The sequence below is a fragment of the Pseudomonas sp. NY15354 genome (assembly GCF_048068075.1).
Lineage (GTDB): Bacteria > Pseudomonadota > Gammaproteobacteria > Pseudomonadales > Pseudomonadaceae > Aquipseudomonas > Aquipseudomonas guariconensis_C.
Map to the genome: position 1 here is coordinate 87,910 of NZ_JBLUPV010000016.1, position 21,356 is coordinate 109,265.

Annotated in this window: 18 protein-coding genes, 1 tRNA gene and 1 pseudogene; 12 read left to right on the plus strand and 8 right to left on the minus strand. The window is 62.7% G+C overall.

Annotated elements, in window-relative coordinates:
• Positions 1-15: 15 nt before the first annotated feature.
• Complete coding sequence (gene acnA, locus ACNFCH_RS16420) at positions 16-2,757, minus strand: aconitate hydratase AcnA (protein WP_337158792.1); 2,742 nt, start codon at positions 2,755-2,757, stop codon at positions 16-18.
• A gap of 277 nt (positions 2,758-3,034) precedes the next feature.
• On the opposite strand from acnA, the gene rlmM reads away from it, so the two are divergent.
• From rlmM to pdxB, 3 genes are all read left to right on the plus strand, one after another.
• Entirely contained in the window at positions 3,035-4,099 is a 1,065-nt protein-coding gene (gene rlmM / locus ACNFCH_RS16425; protein WP_337158793.1) for a 23S rRNA (cytidine(2498)-2'-O)-methyltransferase RlmM, read from the plus strand.
• Between the two features lie 153 nt (positions 4,100-4,252).
• Entirely contained in the window at positions 4,253-4,495 is a 243-nt protein-coding gene (tusA, locus tag ACNFCH_RS16430) for a sulfurtransferase TusA (protein ID WP_043206710.1), read from the plus strand.
• A 58-nt stretch (positions 4,496-4,553) separates the two neighbouring features.
• Positions 4,554-5,696: a 4-phosphoerythronate dehydrogenase PdxB gene (gene pdxB / locus ACNFCH_RS16435; protein ID WP_416743124.1), complete on the plus strand. Its 1,143-nt coding sequence runs from the start codon at positions 4,554-4,556 to the stop codon at positions 5,694-5,696.
• Positions 5,697-5,766: 70 nt separating this feature from the next.
• Here the strand turns inward: pdxB and ACNFCH_RS16440 are convergent, their stop codons facing one another.
• Positions 5,767-5,940, minus strand: a complete 174-nt coding sequence (locus ACNFCH_RS16440; protein ID WP_170831791.1) for a PA1571 family protein — start codon at positions 5,938-5,940, stop codon at positions 5,767-5,769.
• Between the two features lie 262 nt (positions 5,941-6,202).
• Here ACNFCH_RS16440 and ACNFCH_RS16445 point away from each other — a divergent pair, with 262 nt between their 5' ends.
• The 4 genes and pseudogenes from ACNFCH_RS16445 to mqo all read left to right on the plus strand — a co-directional run bounded on the left by ACNFCH_RS16445 (position 6,203) and on the right by mqo (position 11,764).
• Positions 6,203-7,966 (plus strand): ABC transporter transmembrane domain-containing protein, encoded by a 1,764-nt coding sequence (locus ACNFCH_RS16445; protein WP_416743125.1) that lies wholly within the window; start codon positions 6,203-6,205, stop codon positions 7,964-7,966.
• A gap of 767 nt (positions 7,967-8,733) precedes the next feature.
• Positions 8,734-8,844: pseudogene (locus tag ACNFCH_RS16450) on the plus strand (hypothetical protein); the annotation flags it as partial.
• A 228-nt stretch (positions 8,845-9,072) separates the two neighbouring features.
• Complete coding sequence (locus ACNFCH_RS16455) at positions 9,073-9,777, plus strand: methyl-accepting chemotaxis protein (RefSeq protein ID WP_372340673.1); 705 nt, start codon at positions 9,073-9,075, stop codon at positions 9,775-9,777.
• 400 nt (positions 9,778-10,177) lie between these two features.
• Complete coding sequence (gene mqo / locus ACNFCH_RS16460; protein WP_337158797.1) at positions 10,178-11,764, plus strand: malate dehydrogenase (quinone); 1,587 nt, start codon at positions 10,178-10,180, stop codon at positions 11,762-11,764.
• 196 nt (positions 11,765-11,960) lie between these two features.
• Here mqo and ACNFCH_RS16465 read toward each other — a convergent pair.
• Both ACNFCH_RS16465 and ACNFCH_RS16470 read right to left on the minus strand, forming a co-directional pair.
• A tRNA-Pro gene (locus tag ACNFCH_RS16465) sits at positions 11,961-12,037 on the minus strand.
• 82 nt (positions 12,038-12,119) lie between these two features.
• Positions 12,120-12,341: a YgdI/YgdR family lipoprotein gene (locus tag ACNFCH_RS16470; protein ID WP_110971301.1), complete on the minus strand. Its 222-nt coding sequence runs from the start codon at positions 12,339-12,341 to the stop codon at positions 12,120-12,122.
• A 177-nt stretch (positions 12,342-12,518) separates the two neighbouring features.
• On the opposite strand from ACNFCH_RS16470, the gene moaB reads away from it, so the two are divergent.
• The gene (gene moaB / locus ACNFCH_RS16475) at positions 12,519-13,058 is read left to right on the plus strand and encodes a molybdenum cofactor biosynthesis protein B (RefSeq protein ID WP_337158798.1); all 540 of its coding nucleotides are present in this window, start codon (positions 12,519-12,521) and stop codon (positions 13,056-13,058) included.
• A gap of 22 nt (positions 13,059-13,080) precedes the next feature.
• Complete coding sequence (gene glp / locus ACNFCH_RS16480) at positions 13,081-14,268, plus strand: gephyrin-like molybdotransferase Glp (protein ID WP_337158808.1); 1,188 nt, start codon at positions 13,081-13,083, stop codon at positions 14,266-14,268.
• On the opposite strand, the gene ACNFCH_RS16485 is transcribed toward glp, so the two are convergent.
• Positions 14,257-15,504, minus strand: a complete 1,248-nt coding sequence (locus ACNFCH_RS16485; RefSeq protein WP_337158799.1) for a glycosyltransferase family 4 protein — start codon at positions 15,502-15,504, stop codon at positions 14,257-14,259. The two genes, glp and ACNFCH_RS16485, sit on opposite strands and share 12 nt — an antisense overlap.
• A 183-nt stretch (positions 15,505-15,687) precedes the next feature.
• Between ACNFCH_RS16485 and yegS the strand changes: the two genes are divergently transcribed.
• Positions 15,688-16,575 carry a lipid kinase YegS gene (gene yegS, locus ACNFCH_RS16490; RefSeq protein WP_416743126.1) on the plus strand — a complete coding sequence of 296 codons (888 nt, stop codon included), beginning with the start codon at positions 15,688-15,690 and terminating at the stop codon, positions 16,573-16,575.
• Here the strand turns inward: yegS and ACNFCH_RS16495 are convergent.
• From ACNFCH_RS16495 to ACNFCH_RS16505, 3 genes are all read right to left on the minus strand, one after another.
• Positions 16,559-17,218, minus strand: a complete 660-nt coding sequence (locus ACNFCH_RS16495; protein WP_337158801.1) for a response regulator transcription factor — start codon at positions 17,216-17,218, stop codon at positions 16,559-16,561. The genes yegS and ACNFCH_RS16495 overlap by 17 nt on opposite strands.
• Positions 17,208-18,104, minus strand: coding sequence for a sensor histidine kinase (locus ACNFCH_RS16500; protein WP_337158802.1), 897 nt, complete (start codon positions 18,102-18,104; stop codon positions 17,208-17,210). Before ACNFCH_RS16500 ends, ACNFCH_RS16495 begins: the two co-directional genes overlap by 11 nt.
• Before the next feature lie 367 nt (positions 18,105-18,471).
• The gene (locus ACNFCH_RS16505) at positions 18,472-18,984 is read right to left on the minus strand and encodes a histidine kinase (RefSeq protein ID WP_337158803.1); all 513 of its coding nucleotides are present in this window, start codon (positions 18,982-18,984) and stop codon (positions 18,472-18,474) included.
• Between the two features lie 350 nt (positions 18,985-19,334).
• Between ACNFCH_RS16505 and ACNFCH_RS16510 the strand changes: the two genes are divergently transcribed.
• Both ACNFCH_RS16510 and ACNFCH_RS16515 read left to right on the plus strand, forming a co-directional pair.
• Positions 19,335-20,270 carry a chemotaxis protein gene (locus ACNFCH_RS16510; protein WP_070093477.1) on the plus strand — a complete coding sequence of 312 codons (936 nt, stop codon included), beginning with the start codon at positions 19,335-19,337 and terminating at the stop codon, positions 20,268-20,270.
• Between the two features lie 58 nt (positions 20,271-20,328).
• Positions 20,329-21,132: an MOSC domain-containing protein gene (locus ACNFCH_RS16515; RefSeq protein WP_337158804.1), complete on the plus strand. Its 804-nt coding sequence runs from the start codon at positions 20,329-20,331 to the stop codon at positions 21,130-21,132.
• Positions 21,133-21,356 lie beyond the last annotated feature (224 nt).

Here is a 21,356-nt window from a genome sequence, read left to right on the forward strand (position 1 = left end):
AGGCAATGCGGGCGATCAGGCGGCGATCAACTGGCGCAGCACATAGTGAAGGATGCCGCCGGACTTGAAGTACTCCACTTCGTTCAGGGTGTCTATCCGGCACAGTACTTCAATTTGTTGCTGCTGCCCGTCCTCGCGGGTGATACGCAGCGGCAGACTCATGCCTGGGCGCAAAGGCGCATGGGTGAGGCCCAGCACATCGATGCGCTCCTTGCCAGTCAGCCCGAGGGTCTTGCGGTTTTCGCCGGCCTTGAACTGCAACGGCAACACGCCCATGCCCACCAGGTTGGAGCGGTGGATGCGCTCGAAACTTTCCGCAAGCACAGCCTTCACACCCAACAGGTTGGTGCCCTTGGCGGCCCAGTCACGGCTGGAGCCTGTGCCGTATTCCTGGCCTGCGATCACCACCAGCGGGGTGCCTTCGCCCTGGTAGCGCATGGCGGCGTCATAGATCGACAGTTTCTCGCCGCTGGGCACATGCAGGGTGTTGCCGCCTTCCTCACCGGCGAGCATTTCGTTGCGGATGCGGATGTTGGCGAAGGTGCCACGCATCATGACTTCATGGTTGCCTCTTCGTGAGCCATAGGAGTTGAAGTCCCGCGGCTCCACGCCCTTGCTGCGCAAGTATCGCCCGGCGGGGCTTTCGGCCTTGATGTTGCCGGCGGGAGAAATGTGGTCGGTGGTCACCGAGTCGCCGAGCAGGGCCAGAACGCGCGCGCCCTGGATATCGCGGACCTCCGGCAGCGGGCCGCCGATGGCGTCGAAGAACGGTGGGTGCTGGATGTACGTGGAGTCGTCCTGCCAGACATACGTGGCTGCCTGGGGCACCTCGATGGCCTGCCATTGGGCATCGCCCGCGAAGACTTCGGCGTATTCCTTGTGGAACATGTCAGTGTCTACCTTGGCCACGGCCTCGGCGATCTCTTGCTGGCTGGGCCAGATATCGCGCAGGAATACCGGTTGGCCGTCCTTGCCGGTGCCCAGCGGGTCGCGGGTCAAGTCGGTGCGTACGCTGCCAGCCAGGGCGTAAGCCACCACCAGGGGCGGGGAGGCCAGCCAATTGGTCTTGACCAGCGGGTGCACACGGCCTTCGAAGTTGCGGTTGCCTGAGAGCACCGAGGCCACCGTGAGGTCGGCGGTGCCAATGGCCTGCTCGATGGCGTCGTCCAGAGGGCCTGAGTTGCCGATGCAGGTGGTGCAGCCGTAGCCGACGAGGGCGAAGCCGAGTTGATCCAGGTAAGGCGTCAGGCCGGCGGCCTTGAAGTAGTCGGTGACCACCTTGGAGCCTGGTGCCAGTGAGCTTTTCACCCAGGGCTTGCGGGTGAGGCCTTTTTCGAGGGCTTTCTTGGCCACCAGGCCGGCGGCCATCATCACGCTTGGGTTGGAAGTGTTGGTGCAGGACGTGATGGCGGCGATCACCACCGCGCCGTCACGCAGGGTGTGGGTCTGGCCGTCATGGGTATAGTCGATTTCCCCGGCCTGGTCGGCGTTGCCCACGGCCACGCCGCCACCCCCTTCGCTCTCCAGGCGTCCGACCTCCTTGGCCAGCGGCTTGGGCTGCAGTTCGATGAAGCCATCGAAGGCTTGGCTGACCTGTGAAAGGGCCACCCGGTCCTGCGGGCGCTTGGGCCCGGCCAGACTGGCTTCGACATCGTGCATGTCCAGCGACAGGGTATCGCTGAAGGCCGGCTCATGGCCGGGCAGGCGCCACAGGCCCTGTTCCTTGCAATAGGCCTCGACCAGTTGCACCGCCGCTTCCGGACGCCCCGAAAGACGCAGGTAGTCGAGTGTCACCTGGTCCACCGGGAAGAAACCACAGGTGGCGCCATACTCCGGCGCCATGTTGGCGATGGTGGCGCGGTCGGCCAGGGGCAGGTCGGCCAGGCCATCGCCGTAGAACTCGACGAATTTGCCCACCACGCCCTTCTTGCGCAGCATCTGGGTGACGGTCAGCACCAGATCGGTGGCGGTGATGCCTTCACGCAGCTTGCCGGTCAGCTTGAAGCCGATCACTTCGGGAATCAGCATCGACACGGGCTGGCCGAGCATCGCCGCCTCTGCCTCGATGCCGCCTACGCCCCAGCCGAGCACACCCAGGCCGTTGATCATGGTGGTGTGTGAATCGGTGCCGACCAGGGTGTCGGGGAAGGCATAGGTGCGGCCGTTCTCCTTGCGTGTCCAGACGGTGCGGCCGAGGTATTCGAGGTTGACCTGATGGCAGATGCCGGTTCCCGGCGGTACCACGCGGAAGTTGTCGAAGGCGCTCTGACCCCAGCGCAGGAAGGCGTAGCGCTCGCCGTTTCGTTGCATCTCGATGTCGACGTTCTGGGCAAAGGCGGCGGGGCTGGCGTAACGGTCCACCATCACCGAGTGGTCGATCACCAGATCCACCGGCGACAACGGATTGATCCGCTGCGGATCGCCGCCGGCCTTGGCCATGGCGGCGCGCATGGCGGCCAGGTCGACCACGGCGGGCACGCCGGTGAAATCCTGCATCAGGACCCGCGCGGGGCGGTACTGGATTTCCCGATCCGAATGACGTTCGCCCAGCCAGCCGGCCAGGGCGTGCAAATCGTCGCCGGTGACGGTCTTGCCGTCTTCCCAGCGCAGCAGGTTCTCCAGCAGTACCTTGAGCGACATGGGCAGGCGCTGCAGGTCACCCAATTGCCGGGCGGCCTCGGCGAGGCTGAAATAATGGTAGGTGTGGTCGGCCACCGTGAGTGTCTTGAGGGTCTTCAGGCTATCGAGCGAGGGCATTGCCAACTCCTTCTGCGCCGGTGCCCGGTCATTCCCGTTTCGAGTGTGCGGACTCGCCACACAGGCCAATGGATGCCGGTGTCACCGCTCTGTGACGGTCCGTGGGCAACGGACCTGGCTGAATGGTCAGGGTAGACCGGTTTGCCGGCCCTGACCCACTTCTGGACAGGTGGGGCGTGTCGCAGGTTCCGATCTTCCTTTATCATCGCCGCCCTGCCGGCGCCTGCCTTGCGCCGGATCAAGGCTGGCGATCCAGGCCAGCGATGTGGAGTGAAAGATGAATACCCTGTTCATGCATTGCCGGCCCGGTTTCGAGGGCGAGGTATGCGCCGAAATCAGCGAACACGCCGCCCTCCTGGGCATCGCCGGCTACGCCAGGGGCAAGCCGCAAAGCGCCTGCGCCGAGTTCGTCTGTGCCGAGCCCGATGGCGGCGAGCGCTTGATGCGTGAATTGCGTTTCGAGCGGCTGATCTTCCCGCGCCAGTGGGCCCGCGGGGCGTTCGTCGAGCTACCGGAGAGCGACCGGATCAGCGTTCTGCTCGAGCACCTGGCCGATTACCCGGTGTTCGGCAGCCTGTGGCTGGAGGTGCTCGACAGCAACGAGGGCAAGGCGCTTTCGACCTTCTGCCGCAAGTTCGAGGTGCCACTGCGCAAGGCGCTGCAGAAGGCCGGGCGCCTCTCGGAGAGTGCCGCAGGGCCGCGCTTGTTGCTCACGTTCATCAGTGGACGCCGAGTATTCGTCGGTCTGGCCGAGCCGAACAATTCGGCCCTTTGGCCCATGGGTATCCCGCGACTGAAGTTCCCCCGTGAAGCGCCCAGCCGCTCGACCCTCAAGCTGGAGGAGGCCTGGCATCAGTTCATCCCGCGTGAGCAATGGGACCTGCGCCTGAACGACGACATGACCGGTGTCGACCTGGGCGCCTCGCCAGGTGGCTGGACGTATCAGCTGGTCAAGCGCGGCATGCTGGTGACGGCCATCGACAACGGCCCGATGGCCGAAAGCCTGATGGAGACCGGCTTGGTCCAGCACCTGATGGCCGATGGGTTCACCTGGCAACCCAAGCAGACCGTGGACTGGATGGTCTGCGACATCGTCGAGAAACCTGCGCGTACCGCTTCGCTGATCGAGACCTGGCTGGGCGAGGGACTGTGCCGCGAGGCGGTGGTCAATCTCAAACTGCCAATGAAGCAGCGTTATGCCGAGGTGCGCCGTCTGCTCGACCGGATCGAGGCAGGCTTCAAGGCGCGCAAGGTCAAGGTGTCGATCGCCTGCAAGCAGCTGTATCACGACCGTGAGGAAGTGACCTGCCACCTGCGGCGGCTGGACCTCAAGCCGCGTTGAGCCGAGGAAGTGACCTGCCACCTGCGGCGGCTGGACCTCAAGCCGCGTTGAGCCATCGCAGGCTTTGCCAGCCCCACCGTCGTCGGGCTGGCAAAGCCCCTTGGACCCTGCCGCCCGATGCGCGACAATGCCTCATCATTTGTGGAGTCCCCCATGACCGAATTCACCCCTGACGCCATCCTCGATGCTACCGGCCTGAACTGCCCGGAGCCGGTGATGATGCTGCACCAGCACGTGCGTGACCTGGCGGCCGGTGGCCTGCTCAAGGTCATCGCCACCGACCCCTCGACCCGCCGCGATATCCCTAAGTTCTGCAACTTCCTCGGCCACGAACTGCTCGAGCAGCAGGAGCAGGCTGGCACCTACCTGTACTGGATCCGCAAGAAGGCCGACTGAGCCTGGATCGCGCACCGCAATAGGGCCTACACTGCGCTCCCCCTGACAGGAGAGCGCCATGCTGATAGTTGCCGACGAGAATATTCCGCTGCTCGATGCCTTCTTTGCCGGGTTCGGCGAGATCCGCCGCTACCCCGGCCGCAGCATCGACGCCGCCTGCGTCAAGGACGCCGATGTGCTGCTGGTGCGTTCGGTGACCCAGGTCGACCGGCGACTGCTCGAAGGCAGCCAGGTACGTTTCGTGGGTACCTGCACCATTGGCACCGATCACCTGGACCTGGATTACTTCGCCCAAGCGGGCATTCACTGGAGCAGTGCGCCAGGCTGCAACGCCCGTGGCGTGGTGGACTACGTGCTGGGCAGCGTGCTGACCCTGGCCGAGTTGGATGGCGCCAAGCTGAGCGAGCGCGTCTATGGCGTGGTCGGGGCAGGGCAGGTCGGCGCGCGCCTGGTGCGTGTGCTGCATGGCCTGGGCTGGAAAGTGCTGGTCTGCGACCCACCCCGCCAGGCGCGGGAAGGCGGGGACTTCGTCAGCCTCGATACCCTGCTGGAAACCTGTGACGTAATCAGCCTGCACACCCCACTGCAGCGCGATGGTGATTACTCCACCTGGCATCTGCTGGGCGCCGATCAGTTGGCGCGCCTGCGCCCGGGTGCCTGGTTGATCAATGCCAGCCGTGGCCCGGTGGTGGATAACCACGCCCTGCGAGAACTGCTGCTCGACCGAGAGGATGTGCATGCCGTGCTCGACGTGTGGGAGGGCGAGCCGCAGGTGAACCTGGACCTGGCTGACCTGTGTACCCTGGCCACGCCGCACATCGCCGGTTATAGCCTGGACGGCAAGCAACGTGGCACGGCGCAGATCTACCAGGCGTTCTGCCGTTGGCGGGGTGAACCGGCACAGGTGCAATTGGCCGAGCTGTTGCCGGCCCCGGCACTGGCGCAGATCGATCTGGATGCGAGCTGTGATCCGGCCTGGGCATTGGCCACCCTGTGCCGGGCGGTCTATGACCCACGTCGGGACGATGCCGATTTTCGTCGCAGCCTCAGTGACGACTCAGCCGAGCAGCGCGCTGCGTTCGACCTGTTGCGCAAGCACTACCCGCAGCGGCGGGAGATCGAAGGGCTGGCGGTACACCTGCGTGGCGAGGCGCCGCAATTGGCGCAAATGGTCTGCGCGCTGGGGGGCGTGCTGGTCTGATTCGGTAGGTTGAAATGCGGTGGTCCATTAAAAACCCGGCGCATGCGCCGGGTTGTAAGGAATACTTGGCTCAGGCCTTTTTCACACGTTCGACCCGGCTTTGCTCCAGGTCCTTGCAGGCCTTCTGGATCATCTGCTCGGTGATCGGGATTTCCCGTCCCTGTGCGTCGATGATCGAACCACAGACCTGAGGTTGTGGTGGGGTGGGGGCCTTGGGTGTTTCACTGCCATGTTGCAGGCTCATTTCCTGTCTCCTCATCAGGTTCAAGCTCAGGATAAACCGTTGCCGTGACTGCCTTGTGACAATTCCTGGCGTCGCGACAGGGGTAGTCCACCAGAAAGTTCATGAAAGCTCCAGCTCCGTTTTAGAACGAAAGCGCATAGGCACTGATCTATGCTCCCTTGCACGGCGTCTCGCTTGTTAACGATGGCTGCAGACTGGTTACAGTTCCGCGCTGTCCGATGAGTGGTAGGCTGCTGGCTCTTCGCAGTGGATGGCTCCTTTCATGCCTGAACCGGTTTCCATGCGTCAACGTCGGGCCTTGCGCTTGGCTTGGCAGTTCATCCGCCCGTACCGCAAGCAGGTCGTGCTGGCTTTGTTGGCATTGGTCGTGACAGCCGCCATTACCTTGTCGATGGGGCAGGGTATCCGCCTGTTGGTGGACCAAGGCTTCATGACCGGCTCGCCGCAACAGCTCAACCAGACCATCGGCCTGTTCCTGGTGCTGGTGCTGGCCCTGGCGGTCGGCACCTTCAGTCGCTTCTACTTGGTTTCATGGATCGGTGAGCGCTGCGTGGCGGATATCCGCAGGGCGGTATTCGATCACCTGCTTGGGCTGCACCCTGGATTCTTCGAGGACAATCGCAGCTCGGAGATCCAGTCGCGGCTGACGGCCGACACCACCTTGCTGCAGTCGGTCATCGGCTCGTCGCTGTCGATGTTCCTGCGCAACGCCTTGATGGTCGTCGGCGGCGTGGTGTTGCTGTTTGTCACCAATCCCAAGCTCACCAGCATCGTGGTGCTGGCCCTGCCGCTGGTGCTGGCGCCGATCCTGCTGTTTGGCCGGCGGGTGCGCAGCTTGTCGCGCCAGAGCCAGGATCGGGTCGCAGATGTCGGCAGCTATGTGGCCGAGACCCTGGGCCAGATCAAGACCGTGCAGGCCTACAACCACCAGCCGCTGGATCGCGAACGCTTCGCCGAGACCGTGGAGGCGGCCTTTGCCGTGGCCCGGCGGCGTATCGCCCAGCGCGCCTGGTTGATCACTTTGGTGATCGTGCTGGTGCTGGGCGCGGTGGGGGTGATGCTTTGGGTCGGTGGCATGGATGTGATCGCAGGGCGCATCTCCGGTGGCGAGTTGGCCGCGTTCGTGTTCTACAGCCTGATCGTCGGCAGCGCCTTCGGCACCCTCAGCGAAGTGATCGGCGAGTTACAGCGTGCGGCAGGTGCGGCTGAGCGCATCGCCGAGCTGCTGGCGGCACGCAGTGCAATCCTGGCGCCACTCCAGGTCAGTGATGTGTCGACCGGGCGGACGAGTGGGCGCATCGAGTTGCGTGAGTTGCACTTTGCCTACCCTTCGCGCCCGGGCGTGGCGGCCATCGATGGCCTGAGCCTGATCATCGAGCCTGGGCAGACCGTGGCACTGGTCGGCCCGTCTGGTGCCGGCAAGTCGACCCTGTTCGACTTGCTGCTGCGTTTCTATGACCCCCAGCAAGGGCAGATCCTGCTCGATGGGCAGCAGATCACGGCAATGGATCCCAGCTGTTTGCGCCATCAGTTCGCCCTGGTGGCGCAGAATCCTGCGTTGTTTCGCGGCACGGTGGAGGCCAACATCCGCTATGGCCGGCCCCAGGCCAGCCTGGCCGACGTCGAGGCCGCGGCGCGCAGTGCCTACGCCCATGAGTTCATCGAGCAACTGCCCCAGGGCTACCAGACGCCATTGGGGGAGGGCGGTATCGGTTTGTCCGGCGGACAGCGCCAGCGCCTGGCGATCGCCAGGGCCTTGCTGGTGGATGCGCCGATTCTGCTGCTCGATGAAGCCACCAGCGCCCTGGATGCCCAGAGCGAATACCTGATCCAGCAGGCCTTGCCACGGCTCATGGCCGGACGCACCACCTTGGTGATCGCCCATCGCCTGGCCACCGTGCAGCATGCCGATCGCATCGCGGTGATCGACAAGGGGCGTTTGGTGGCAGTGGGTAACCATCGGCAGCTCATCGAGCAAAGCCCGCTTTATGCGCGATTGGCAGCGCTTCAATTCACATCGGTCTAGGTGCGCAGCGAGTTTGTAACATTTCTGTAGCAATTGCCTGAGACTATCTAGCTCAACTGTTGCGTAAGTGCTCGACCTGGCTGCTATCGATCGATGGCAGCTTTTTTTTGGCCTGCGAACGAAGACAAGGATGTCTTGTGCGGCATTGCCTTCGGCCTGTCGTTCCCCCAAGCCTTGCTCCCGAGATCCTCCCGATGTTGCATAAATCCCTTAGAGTGCAAATTCTCACCCTGCTCGGTGGTAGCCTGGTGGCGATGCTGCTGATCGCCCTGGTGTGCTTCCAGTTCCTGTCTGCCAATGTGCGTGGCTATGCCGAGCTGGTCGATGGCCCGTTGCGTGACTCGCAGTTGATCGACGAGGCCAACCTGCAGTTCAAGATCCAGGTGCAGGAATGGAAAAACGTGTTGCTGCGTGGTCGTCAGAGCGCCGAGCTGGACAAGTACTGGCAGCAGTTCCAGGCTCGGGAACAGCAGGTGCAGCAGCTGCTTGGGCAGTTGATCGACACCCGCGAGGGCGAACTCAAGACCCGCCTGCAGCATCTGCGTGATAGCCATCGGCAACTGGGCCAGGCCTATGCCCAGGGGCGTGAGGCGTTTCTGGCCGCAGGCGGTGACCCGGTGGTAGGTGACCAGGCGGTAAAGGGCGTTGACCGCGCCGCCAGTGAGCAAATGAGCGAGCTGGTCGAGCATTTGCGAGCTGATGCCCGTGAACGCGCGACCCAGCTCAGTGCCGCTGCCGAGCGTACGGTGTGGCTGGGTATGTTGGTGATGCTCGGCTCGGCGGTGCTGGTGGGCCTGTTCAGCCTGTGGCTGGTCAACCGCAGCCTGGTCGAGCCTATCCGTGGTTTGATCGAGTATGTGGCGCAGTTGAGTCAGGGTCGCTTTGGCGCCCGGGTCGACAGTCGCCGGCAGGACGAACTTGGGCGCCTGGCGCGGGCTGCCAATACCCTGCGGGATTTCCTGGCCGAGACCGTTGGCCGGCTCAAGGACAACGCCGATGAGCTGGAAACCGCCAGCGGCCAGTTGCGCACCATCGCCGGTGGCATGGCCCGGGGCACGGATGATCAATTCCAGCGCACCGACCAAGTGGCCACGGCGATGCACGAGATGTCCGCCACGGCCCAAGAGGTGGCGCGCCACGCTGCCGAGGCGGCGCGGGCGGCAGACGATGCCGACCACAGCGCCCAGGCCGGTGAGCAGGTGATGCAGGCGACCATCGATATCATTGGCGTGGTCAACCGCGAGATCGCCGGCACGGCCCAGGTGATTCGAGACCTGGAAAGTGACAGCACAAGGATCGGCAAGGTGCTGGAAGTTATTCGCGGCATCGCCGAACAGACAAACCTGCTGGCGCTCAACGCGGCTATCGAAGCCGCTCGGGCCGGAGAGGCGGGGCGTGGCTTCGCAGTGGTTGCCGACGAGGTCCGCAGCCTGGCCCAGCGTACGGCGGCGTCGATCGCCGAGATCAATCAGATCATCGAAGCCGTGCAGGTTGGCGCGGTACACGCGGTCAAAGCCATTGAAAGCGGCCAGCGGCGCAGTGAAGAGGGCGCCGAGCAGGTCGAGCAGGCAGGGCAGATGCTGCAGCGCATCACCACGGCGGTGGAGGCGATCCGCGACATGAACCGGCAGATCGCAACGGCAGCCGAAGAGCAGACCAGCGTGGCCGAGGACATTTCCCGCAATCTGGTGGAAATCACCCGTATCGCCACGGCCAACCAGCAGGCCGTGCAGCATACCGAGCAGGCGGGTCAGCGCCTGCATGGGTTGTCTGGGCAACTGGGTGAAGTCACTTCACGTCTGAGTGCGTGATCCCCTTCGGGGCCGCGATGCGGCCCCGTTACATCCGGCGGTGCTCGTTAAAGCGCGCAGTGGGGAAACCCGCCATTTCGCCCCCGGCGACCGCTTCAATGTGGCGGATTGTCGCCAGCCAAACCGCTAAAGATGGGCTGCGACCAAACGTCCTGGCTATTAGCCGTTGGTCTTGGCGTAACTGGCACAACTTCTGCTTAAGGGCGAGCCGGGCCAAAGCCCACGGCGATCCTGTCCCGATCCCTCGAAACCCCAGGCGTTGACCTTCAGCGACCCTGCCGGCCAGTTGCCGCAGGATGCAGCGTCGCCGACGCGAAGGTCGCGTGAGCCAGAACAACAACCGGGCGTGCACAGCAAGGGCAGCGAAAGGCCAGTCACTTCACTTCAATTGGATTGAATCATGAAAAAAATCCTGCTGACGCTCCTGTGCCTGAGCGTCATCGGTTGCTCCAAGCCCGGTGAACCGGAAAAATCCGTCGACGTCCTGCTGATTGGCGGCGGCATCATGAGCGCGAGCCTGGGGACCTACCTCACCGAGCTCGAGCCAAACTGGAAGGTCGATGTGTACGAGCGCATGGACCAGGTCGCCGAAGAAAGCTCCAACGCCTGGAACAACGCCGGTACCGGCCATTCCGCCTTTTGCGAGCTGAATTACACCAGCGAAGGCAAGGACGGCAAGATCGACATCAGCAAGGCGGTCAACGTCAACGAGCAGTTCGAGGTGTCCAAGCAGTTCTGGGCCTATCAGGTCGAGCAAGGCGTGCTGAGCAACCCGAAGACCTTCATCAACAATGTGCCGCACATGAGCTTCGTCTGGGGTGAGGAGAACATCGCCTTCCTGCACAAGCGCGTCGAAGCCCTGCAGCACAGCTCGCTGTTCCGCGGCATGGAGATTTCCGAAGACCACGAGCAGATTCGCAAGTGGGTGCCGATCGTGATGGAGGGTCGCTCGCCTGAACAGCGGGTCGCAGCGACCCGCATGGCCATTGGCACCGACGTCAACTTTGGCGAGATCACTCGCCAGCTGTTCGCGTCCATGACCCGCAACCCGAACGTGCAACTGCACCTGCGCCACGAAGTGCGCGACATCGTGCGCAACGATGACGGCACCTGGAATGTGGTGGTTGCAGACCTGGCCGACGGCGGCAAGCAAACCCGCGTCAACGCCAAATTCGTGTTCATCGGCGCCGGTGGCGGCGCGCTGAAGCTGTTGCAGAAGTCCGGCATTCCTGAAGCCGAAGGCTATGCAGGCTTCCCGGTGGGAGGTCAGTTCCTGATGACCGACAACCCGGATATCGTTGCCCGTCACAAGGCCAAGCTGTATGGCAAGGCTTCGGTCGGTGCGCCGCCCATGTCGGTGCCGCACCTCGATACCCGGGTGATCGATGGCAAGGAGGTGCTGCTGTTCGGCCCATTCGCGACCTTCTCCACCAAGTACCTGAAGAACGGCTCGCTGCTGGACATGTTCGCGTCGCTGACCAGCCACAACATCATGCCGATGATGCACGCCGGTATCGACAACATCGACCTGAGCACCTACCTGATGGGTCAACTGATGCTTAGTTTCGATGACCGCATGAATGCCCTGCGCGAGTACTTCCCCAACGCCAAGAATGAAGACTGGAAGCTGCTGCAGGCTGGCCAGCGCGTACAGGTGATCAAGAAGGATCCCGAGCACGGTGGCATCTTGCAGTTCGGTACTGAAGTGGTTGCCTCCCAGGATGGCTCCATCGCAGCGCTGCTGGGCGCCTCGCCAGGTGCCTCCACTGCCGCGCCGATCATGCTGAGCGTGCTGGAGAAGACCTTCAAGGATCGCGTCAAGAGCCCAGAGTGGCAGGCCAAGCTTCAGCAGATCGTGCCGACCTACGGCCAGAAGCTGAACAACAACCTCGAGCTGACCAACAAGACCCGCGAATGGAGCAGCTCGCGCCTGCAACTGCTGTACGTTCCGGTGCAGCCTGAGCAAGCGATGGTCCAAGCGCAGTGAAGAGGGATTGAAGAGCGCCCTGCGGGGCGTTTTTCTGTGCCAGCTCTTTCGCGGGGAAGCCCACTTCCACAGATACGGCGCTGTACGTGAGCAGGGTGCTGAATCCTGGGAGTGGTTACCTGCGAAAAAGCAGCACCGTGATTTTCTGCGCGCAACAAAAAGCCCGCACAAGGCGGGCTTTCTGAAAATCAGGATTTGGTCGGAGAGACAGGATTCGAACCTGCGGCCTTCTCGTCCCGAACGAGACGCGCTACCTGGCTGCGCTACACTCCGATGAACAAAATCCTACTGCATCGTATTTTTCAACGCAAGCCCTTGTTGCGAAAAGGAGGTTTGCAAAAAAGGGCCTGTCAAATCACAGCTCTTTGACGGTGCGGATCTGGTCTTTGTTGACGCGGGTGCGCTTGCCATCGAGTTGTTCGAATTCGTAAAAACCGGAGTCCTCGTCATAGGAAGGGGTATCCACTGCCTGGATCTCGCGGCCGTCGTTCAGCGTGATGACGGTCGGCGATGCGCACCCGGCCAGGGCACCCAGGCCGAGGGCGAGCAGGAAGGCGGGAAGGGTCCGTTGAATCATTGCTTTTCTCCAGTACGATCGTGCTTGATAAGTTGTAGGACGCTTGGTGTCCCTGCAAGTTCCTTCTCAGTGCAGCATAGCGGCAATAGGCTGGCATTGACGGAGAACAACGGCGGCGTCGCGCATGCCGGCCTGTGATATAACAACGGCCATCTTATCCTCCTGCGACGCACTCTCATGAAAGCCAAGGCAGACACCCCCTTCGTGCCGCTGAACATCGCGGTGCTCACCGTCAGCGATACCCGTACCTTCGAGACCGACACTTCCGGCCAGTTGTTCGTCGACCGCCTGAGCGCAGCCGGGCATCGACTGGCAGAGCGTGTGCTGCTCAAGGATGACCTCTACAAGATTCGCGCCCAGGTCGCTACCTGGATCGCAGACGAGCAAGTGCAGGTGGTGTTGATCACCGGCGGGACCGGCTTTACCGGTCGAGACAGCACGCCAGAGGCGGTGGCGTGCCTGCTGGACAAGCAGGTCGAAGGTTTCGGTGAGCTGTTCCGGCAGATCTCCGTCGCGGATATCGGCACCTCTACTGTCCAGTCCCGTGCCTTGGCTGGCTTGGCCAATGGCACTCTGGTGTGCTGCCTGCCGGGCTCGACCAACGCGGTGCGCACCGGATGGGACGGCATTCTTGCCGAGCAGCTCGATGCACGTCATCGCCCGTGCAACTTCGTGCCTCACCTGAAGCAGGCAGCGACCTGTGACAGCCGTGGTTGAGGTCAAGCAGGCACGGCCTCTGATGCCGGTCGAGGAGGCTCTGGAGCGCTTGCTGGCGTTGGCCGAGGCCGCGCCGATCAAAGACAGTGAAGAGCTGGCGCTGGCCGAGGCCGAAGGCCGTGTGCTGGCTCGCGACCTGGTGGCCAGTCTGGACCTGCCGCCTTGGCCGAACAGTGCCATGGACGGCTACGCCTTGCGCATGGCTGACTGGCAGGGTGAACCCTTGCCGGTGAGCCAGCGCATCTTCGCCGGCCATGCCCCAACGCCGCTTCAGCCGGGCACCTGCGCGCGGATCTTTACCGGGGCGCCTCTGCCCGAGGGGGCCGATTGCGTGGAAATGCAGGAGAACGCCGAGGTCCTGGAGGACGGTCGAGTGCGTTTGCTCGAGCCGCTCAAGGTCGGTCAGAACGTGCGCCCGCAGGGGCAGGAGACCCGCGTCGGCGAACAGGTGATGGCCGCTGGCACGCGCCTGGGGCCGATCGAACTGGGCCTGGCGGCGACCCTGGGGCAGGCTCGTCTCGAGGTGGTACGCAAGGTCCGTGTTGCCGTGCTGTCCACTGGCGACGAGTTGGTGGAACCGGGGCTGCCACTGGGGCCGGGGCAGATCTACAACAGCAACCGGCGCCTGCTGGTCAGTTGGTTGCAGCGCCTGGGGTGTGAAGTGCTGGACGTGGGGATTCTCGCCGATGACCTGCAACGTACCCGTGACTGCCTGGCCGGTTTGGGCGAGGTCGACCTGATTCTTTCCACAGGCGGTGTCTCGGTAGGTGAGGCTGATTACCTCGGTATGGCCTTACGCGAGGCCGGCGAGCTCGCTTTGTGGAAGTTGGCGATCAAACCAGGCAAGCCGCTGACATTCGGGCACTTCCGTGGTGTACCGGTGATCGGCCTGCCGGGTAATCCGGCCTCGACCCTGGTGACTTTCGCCTTGCTGACCCGTCCTTACCTGTTGCGTCGCCAGGGCGTCGAGCAGGTAGCGCCCCTGCGTTTTCCCGTTCCGGCGGGTTTCGAGTGGACCAAACCCGGCAGCCGGCGCGAGTACCTGCGCGCGCGCATCGAAGAGGGCAAGGTACGGATCTACAAGAACCAGAGTTCCGGTGTGCTGCGCAGTGCCGCCTGGGCCGAAGGGCTGGTGGAAGTGCGCGAGGGCACCACGGTGCGCGAGGGCGACAGCGTGGCGTTCATCCCCTTCAGCGAACTACTTGGCTGACCGGCCGAGCCACGCATTGTCCAGGGGCGAGGCGTCCGCCGGCCCCAGTTGGCTCAAGCGCATGTGCACGTTGGTCAGTTGCTGCGCCGCCACGCTCCAGTCGTGGCGCTGGCGCGCGAACTGGCGACCTGCCTCGCTCAGTTGGCACATGCGCCAGGGCTGGTTGAGCAGTTGGGTGATCAGCAGCGCCAGTTGGCCGCTGTCATCACTGCCCAGGTAGTGCTCGCCATTGTTGGCTGCCAGGCCTGACACACCCTTGCTGGTGGTAATGACCGGCAGACCGGCGGCCATGGCTTCGAGGATCTTCACCTTGGAGCCGCCCGCGTAGCGCAGTGGTGCGAAGAACAGCGCTGAGCGCCGCTGCAGTTCACGCAGGTCTGGGCGGTAGCCGATCCATTCGATGCGCGGGTCGTTCCAGTGCAGTTTCCAGCTCGCTGGCAAGGCGTGCCCGGCAATGGCCAGGCGCACGGCCGGATTGCTCATCCAGACTTGGGGCAGGATTTCTTCGAGTGCCCATTCGATGGCTTCGAGGTTGGCGCCATACTCGAAGTTACCAACGAACAGCAGACGCTGGCTGTGGTAGGCGGGGTGCACGTCCTGGTAGTAGTCACAGTCCACGCCATTGACCACCACGTTCACCGGCCGTCCGCTGATCTGACCGATCAGCTCGGCGTCGTGGGGACTCACGGCAACCACTTCGCTGGGTTGGCGCAGCACACGTTGCTCCCACCGCCGATAGCGCCAGCGATCGAAGGCATTGAGAGGGCGCAGCCACAGCGGCAAGCGGTCGTGACAGGCCGCGCCCATCACCGATTCCAGATTATGCTCGCTGAGCACAAAGGGTAGGCGTCGGGCCTGCAGGGCTTTTTCGAAGGGCTGGAAGCTGTAGCTGTGTTCGATCTGGATGATGTCCCAAGGCTCGTCCAGCAGTTGCTCGAAGCGATGGCGCAGGCAAGGCGCCAAACCATTGATGATGGCGCGCATGGGGTAATCGATGATGGGCGAGGCCAGTAGGTTGAGCGGGCTGTGCAGCGGGCGCCTGGGCAGGACGATCAAGCGTTCGACCACCGCTTCCAGCGCTTGCCGGGCGGCGTCGCCAAGCGGGACTTTGGACTGCGCCAACAAGGTGATCCGGTGGCCTTGGCGCGTCAATTCGCGCAGAAGGTGGTATTGCCGGGTCTTGCTGCCGCTGGTGGTGGGCCAGGGCAGGTAGGGCAGTGTCCAGAGTATACGCATGGCCCCGCTACCTCGTCGTCGGCTGGTATGGTCGGTCCGCTGTATGGCAGAAGCTTAGTCAATAAAATGGCCTGGTAGCCGTGCAGGTGGTCCGATAGCCAAGTATCTGGCGAATGGTGTATGCAGCAATTGGTCTTCGCCGATGGTCGAGATTGAAAACCCCAGCTTTCAGGGAGAGGCGTGATGGACGAACGCAAGGCGATGTTGATCCTGCATGGCAAGCAAGCCATGAACGACGAGGTGCGCAGCGCCGTGGGCGCGCTGCGCGAGCGAGGATGGACGCTGGAGGTGCGCCTGACCTGGGAGGCTGGCGATGCGCAGCGATTGGTCGCCGAGGCGTTGGCCGCAGGCGTGCGACAGATTGTGGCTGGCGGTGGAGACGGCACCCTGAGGGACGTGGCCGAGGCCATGGCGCAGGCCCCTGGGGGCGCGAGCCTTGCATTGCTGCCCCTGGGTACGGCCAACGATTTCGCCAAGGCTGCGGGTATACCCCTGGAGCCTGCGGCAGCCCTGGACTTGCTGGAGCAACCGGCGCGGCCAGTGGATCTGGGCAAGGTGGGTGATCAGTTGTTTCTCAACATGGCCACTGGCGGCTTCGGCAGCCAGGTCACGGCCAATACGTCCGAGGACTTGAAAAAAGTACTGGGCGCTGCCGCTTACCTGTTCACCGGCCTGTCTCGCTTCAGTGAGCTGCAGGCGGCCTCCGTGGAGCTTCAGGGGCCGGAGTTTCATTGGCAGGGTCAACTGCTGGCGCTGGGTATCGGCAATGGTCGTCAGGCAGGCGGTGGGCATGTGCTGTGCCCTGATGCGTGGGTGGACGATGGCTTGCTGGACATCAGCATTCTGCCAGCCCCCCAGGAAATGGTCGGGGCCTTGCGCGATTTGCTTGCAGGAGAGGGGTTGTTCGTTCGGGCACGTCTGCCTTGGGTCGAGATCAAAAGCTCCCAGGGGTTGGACATCAACCTCGATGGTGAGCCATTGCAGGCCGACAGTCTGCGCTTCGAGGCGTGCCCGGCTGCGTTACGCCTGCATTTGCCCGCGGACTCGCCCTTGCTCAGTCGTCCAGGCTGATGATCTTCTCGCGCACGGCGAACAGCACCAGGCCAGCCACGTCATAGATCTGCAGGCGTTTCATGATCTGCGAACGATGGGTCTCGACGGTCTTGATCGACAGACCAAGGCCGTTGGCGATTTCCCGGGTCGATTTGCCTCGCACGATCAGGCGCAGGATTTCCAGCTGGCGAGCGGTCAGGTTGTGGCGCTCGCCTGCCGTTTGCTTGCTGTCCTGGGCATGTAATAGCGCCTGGTTGATGACGGTATGGGCGATCGCCGGGCTCAGATAACGCTCGTCGTTGCGCAAGGCGGCCAAGGCCTGTTCCAGTTCGTTGGCTGTGGTGTCCTTGAGCAGGTAGCCGTGGGCACCGCTTTGCAGGGCGCGCATGATCAGGTCCGGATCAGTGTGCATAGAAAGGATCAGCACCTTGCACGCGAAACCGTTTGCGCGCAGTTGGCTGAGGGCATCCAGGCCGCTGGTCGAGCGCATGGAGATATCCAGCAGGACGATGTCCGGCGCCAGGCGCTGGACCATGTCCAGCAACTGGCTGCCATCATCGGCTTCGCCCACCACGCAATAGCCAGGGATATCGGTCACCAAGGCGCGTACGCCGGCGCGGATCAGCGAGTGGTCATCCACCAGCAGCAATCTACAGGTCATGGGAAACGGAAGTCCTGGCGCGCTCTTCGGTGCGCGGTGGCCATGGGAACAGGGCATCGATTCGGGTCCCTCGACCCGGTTGGCTTGAGACGGTGAGGGTGCCTTGCAGCGCCGCCGCGCGTTCCAGCATCCCCGCCATGCCTCGTTGCCCGGCCTCGGCAGGGTCGGCGGCAGGCTCGAAACCCTGGCCGTCATCCTGGATCGACAGGCTCAGGCCCGCGGGTGTGCGGCGCAGGCTGATGGTGAGATTGCGTGCTTTGGCGTGACGCAGCATGTTGGTTACCGCTTCCTGGGTGATCCGAAACGCAGCCATGGAAACCGCTTCGCCAATGCCGCCAAGGCGCTGGTGGCACTCCAGGCTCCAGTGTACGTCGCTGCTCTCCAGAGTACGCACCAGATGGGCCCGCAGGCTGGCCTCGAGGCCCAGGCTCGCCAGTTGGCGTGGGTTGAGAATCGCAGAGACGTCTCTGACATTGCTCAAGGTGCTTTCAAGGGTCTTGCGCAAGGTCTGGCAGTGCGCTTGAAGCTCTGCCGGGATGCGCCGCTGGAGCCAGTCGAGCTGAAGCTTTGCGGCCGTGAGCGATTGGCCGATATCGTCATGCAGTTCGCGGCTCAGGCGCTGGCGCTCGCCTTCCTGGACCTTAAGCATGCGGTCGGCCAGCTCCGCTGGGCGCAGGCTGATCGATCTGGCCCATTGGCGCCAGTGCCAGAGAATCCCGATCACGGCGGCCAGTTGCACCACCAGCAGGCTGGCGGGCAGGGGGAGGGCACGCAGGGTAAACGTCAGGTTGGCGAGCAGTGATCCCACGCACAGCAACCCGGTCGCCCAGCGCAGCAAGGTGGCGCGGGAGCGGCAATGCCGAGGGAGTTTCAAGCGTGGAAGCATAGATAGAAAAGCCACTGAATTGTTGCTGTTGGAGGCCTTGCATGGGACTGATCAGAGGCTTTGGCGTCCTGCTTTCAAGCAATTACCGACGACGGTTCACTCAATTGAACAATACCTGCGACGCGTGCATTCAAGTGCGTGCATGGTATCACTTCAAGTTGTTTTGGTCGCGGTGGCCGACTGCCTGAAACCTCAGGTTTTTCGGGGTCATGCAGTAGCATTACCCGGTTCGCTGAATATCAAAATGCCATTATTCATCGAAATGGTTTTTCTTCAAGCACAACTAATGCGCCCACGTCCGTTAGAACGTTTTGGGAACTAAGGAAACTTTGCGCTTGTATGTTAGTTGGTTGTTCGCCGCGAGCGCTCAGTGCCGGTGATCGGGCACGGTGCCGGATGAGGCAAGAGGCGCATGGGACAGGTGAGGGTGGGCGCACAGGTCGCCGCGCGTTTGGCATGGCCCGCACAGTTCCGGCAGTGGTTGCCCCAGGGCATTCGCAAGTTCTTCGAGCAGCAGGGTCTGCTCCCCGGTATCCAGGTTCAAACGGCCTGTCGAGATATCCACCAGTTCCAGCTGCCAGGCCAACAGATTCATGCAGGCATGCAGCGTGGCCAATGCCTTCTGGCCCAGGTGTTGCTGCTGGCAGACAGGCGCGAGCAGTTGCTGGAGCGCGGCGGTGTAGTGGGCGACTTCCAGCAGCCCAAGTGCATCGGCACGGCGGGCAAGGGTGTCGAGCGTCTCGTTCAGGCATTGGCATGCATCGGGATCGTTGTCGATCAGTTCCAGGTGCTGAAGGCATTCCTGGGACTTGGTCAGCCACACTTGTGCATCCAGCAGAAAGTCCTGCAGGGCGCCGTTGTTCAGTGGTGCGCTGTCCATCATGAAACGCCTGCGCACAGGGCATGATCTGCGCTTGGCAACACCGAGACCGTCGCTAGCAAAAGCCTGACTCCATTCATGCAGTGAGAATGGCGTCACATTAATGGCTAATGGATACGGGGAACATCAGGTCACACCCGATTGCTACTAGGGGATTCCCTGATAGCTGTCGGATGAATAGTCTGCTGGCGGCGGATATGTCTACGCGAGGTGTGGCGCCAGTAAAACATGATGGTAAAGTGATATCAAATGTCGGTGATGCAATTTCCCTCAGGGGTCAAGCTGCGCGCGGAGCCGCCGATACAAGGCAGATGAATTCACATTCCTGACTCAAGCCTGGGGGTTTTCCAATGGCTGGCATTCTCGATACGGTCGATCAACGCACACAATTGGTGGGTGAGAACCGCCTGGAAATCCTCATGTTCCGACTGGCGGGGCGCCAGTTGTTCGCCATCAACGTGTTCAAGGTCCAGGAAGTGCTGCAACTGCCGAAGCTGACCTTGATGCCGCAGCGCCACGCTTTCGTGTGTGGGGTTGTCAATCTGCGTGGCCAGACGCTGCCAGTGATCGACCTCTCCCAGGCGATTGGCATGCGGCCTCTGCAGCCGGGCCCGAACAGCACCATCATCGTCACCGAGTACAACCGCTCGGTACAGGCGTTTTTGGTGGGAGGGGTCGACCGCATCGTCAACATGAACTGGGAAGCCATCATGCCGCCGCCGTCCAGCGCCGGGCGCCAGCACTACCTGACCGCGATCACCAAGGTCGATGAGCAGTTGGTGGAGGTGATCGATGTGGAAAAGGTCCTGGCCGAGATCGTGCCCTACAACACGCGCGTCTCGCGGGACAAGCTCGATGATCCGGTCCTGGCGCGTGCCCGAGGGCGTGAAGTGTTGTTGGTGGACGACTCCAGCGTGGCCCTGGTGCAACTGCGCGAGACCTTGTCTCAGTTGGGCATGAAGCTGCACGTGGCAAGCGACGGCCTGAAGGCCTTGCGCATGCTCAAGGGCTGGGCGGATGCCGGAGAGGATGTCTGCGAGAAGTTGCTGATGGTGTTTACCGACGCGGAAATGCCTGAAATGGATGGTTACCGCCTGACCACCGAAATACGTGGCGACGCGCGCTTGCGTGGGCTTTACGTGGTGCTGCATACCTCGCTGTCGGGCAGTTTCAACGAGTCCATGGTGAAGAAGGTGGGTTGTGACAACTTCCTTTCCAAGTTCCAGCCTGACCGGCTGGTGGATGTTGTGCGACAGCGCCTGATGCTGGATCACGCTACAGCCTAGTGGCCTGCCGTGGCCGGGTATAAGCTTGGCATTTTCGACTGGCACGAGGCGGGCAGGGATGTTTTTGAGCGCGTTGTATCGATACCCGGTGAAATCGGGGCAGGCCCAGAGCCTGCCGGACTCGCCGGTTGATCTTCTGGGGCTGCAGGGTGATCGGCGCTGGATGGTGGTGGAGCAGGACAATGGACGTTTCCTCACCCAGCGCGCCTGGCCAGGTCTGGGGCAGATCGACGCCCGCTACGACGAGCGTGGACAATTGCTGCTCCAGGCCCCAGGGCAGGCGCCGTTGGTCGTGCCCGTGCCGGGGGCGGATGACGACCTGCGTGGTGTGACCATCTGGCGTGACACCCTGCGAGTGCCGGACGCCGGCGATGCTGCCGCAGCCTGGTTGAGCGAACTGCTCGGCAAGTCGGTACGCCTGGTGCATTGTCCGGAGCAGCGGGCACGTTATTTACCTAATGGCTATGGCCTGAACAGCGACCGGGCGGCGTTTCCGGACGGATTTCCGTTGTTGTTGATCGGGCAAGGGTCGCTTGACGAGCTGAACCGGCGGATCGGACGTCCCATGGAAATGTTGCGGTTTCGGCCGAACTTGGTGGTGGAAGGGGCTGCACCGTTCGCCGAGGACGGCTGGAAGCGCATTCGTATTGGTGATCTGACCTTCCGGCTGCTCAAGCCTAGTGTGCGGTGCATCTTGACCACGCTCGATCCTGCAACTGGGGAGCGCAGTGCGGATCGTGAGCCTTTGACGACGCTGAAGACATTTCGGGAGAAGGAGGGGGATGTGCTGTTTGGGCAGAACCTGGCGGTCGATGGGCCTGGGGTGTTGCGGGTTGGGATGGCGGTCGAGGTGATCGAGTAATACGTTGTGGCTGGTTTGTGGTTTGTGGTTTTGAGGTTTGTGGGCTTATCCGTTTGATTTATCGACGGTTAATCACCTTTCCGCCTTTACGGCGGGTCACTTTTGGTCTTGGCTGTAGAGACCGGACACATGGTGGACACGTGTGCGGAGACATGGTTGACACTTCCCGGCAGCCCCCTTTGCCAGGATTTTCGCCATGCCTTGGAACGTGAGAAACGCCATGA

Coding starts and splice junctions, on each gene's coding strand:
- acnA (WP_337158792.1), bottom strand. CDS start 2,757: ATGCCCTCGCTCGATAGCCTGAAGACCCTCAAGACACTCACGGTGGCC.
- rlmM (WP_337158793.1), top strand. CDS start 3,035: ATGAATACCCTGTTCATGCATTGCCGGCCCGGTTTCGAGGGCGAGGTA.
- tusA (WP_043206710.1), top strand. CDS start 4,253: ATGACCGAATTCACCCCTGACGCCATCCTCGATGCTACCGGCCTGAAC.
- pdxB (WP_416743124.1), top strand. CDS start 4,554: ATGCTGATAGTTGCCGACGAGAATATTCCGCTGCTCGATGCCTTCTTT.
- ACNFCH_RS16440 (WP_170831791.1), bottom strand. CDS start 5,940: ATGAGCCTGCAACATGGCAGTGAAACACCCAAGGCCCCCACCCCACCA.
- ACNFCH_RS16445 (WP_416743125.1), top strand. CDS start 6,203: ATGCCTGAACCGGTTTCCATGCGTCAACGTCGGGCCTTGCGCTTGGCT.
- ACNFCH_RS16455 (WP_372340673.1), top strand. CDS start 9,073: ATGTCCGCCACGGCCCAAGAGGTGGCGCGCCACGCTGCCGAGGCGGCG.
- mqo (WP_337158797.1), top strand. CDS start 10,178: ATGAAAAAAATCCTGCTGACGCTCCTGTGCCTGAGCGTCATCGGTTGC.
- ACNFCH_RS16470 (WP_110971301.1), bottom strand. CDS start 12,341: ATGATTCAACGGACCCTTCCCGCCTTCCTGCTCGCCCTCGGCCTGGGT.
- moaB (WP_337158798.1), top strand. CDS start 12,519: ATGAAAGCCAAGGCAGACACCCCCTTCGTGCCGCTGAACATCGCGGTG.
- glp (WP_337158808.1), top strand. CDS start 13,081: ATGCCGGTCGAGGAGGCTCTGGAGCGCTTGCTGGCGTTGGCCGAGGCC.
- ACNFCH_RS16485 (WP_337158799.1), bottom strand. CDS start 15,504: ATGCGTATACTCTGGACACTGCCCTACCTGCCCTGGCCCACCACCAGC.
- yegS (WP_416743126.1), top strand. CDS start 15,688: ATGGACGAACGCAAGGCGATGTTGATCCTGCATGGCAAGCAAGCCATG.
- ACNFCH_RS16495 (WP_337158801.1), bottom strand. CDS start 17,218: ATGACCTGTAGATTGCTGCTGGTGGATGACCACTCGCTGATCCGCGCC.
- ACNFCH_RS16500 (WP_337158802.1), bottom strand. CDS start 18,104: ATGCTTCCACGCTTGAAACTCCCTCGGCATTGCCGCTCCCGCGCCACC.
- ACNFCH_RS16505 (WP_337158803.1), bottom strand. CDS start 18,984: ATGGACAGCGCACCACTGAACAACGGCGCCCTGCAGGACTTTCTGCTG.
- ACNFCH_RS16510 (WP_070093477.1), top strand. CDS start 19,335: ATGGCTGGCATTCTCGATACGGTCGATCAACGCACACAATTGGTGGGT.
- ACNFCH_RS16515 (WP_337158804.1), top strand. CDS start 20,329: ATGTTTTTGAGCGCGTTGTATCGATACCCGGTGAAATCGGGGCAGGCC.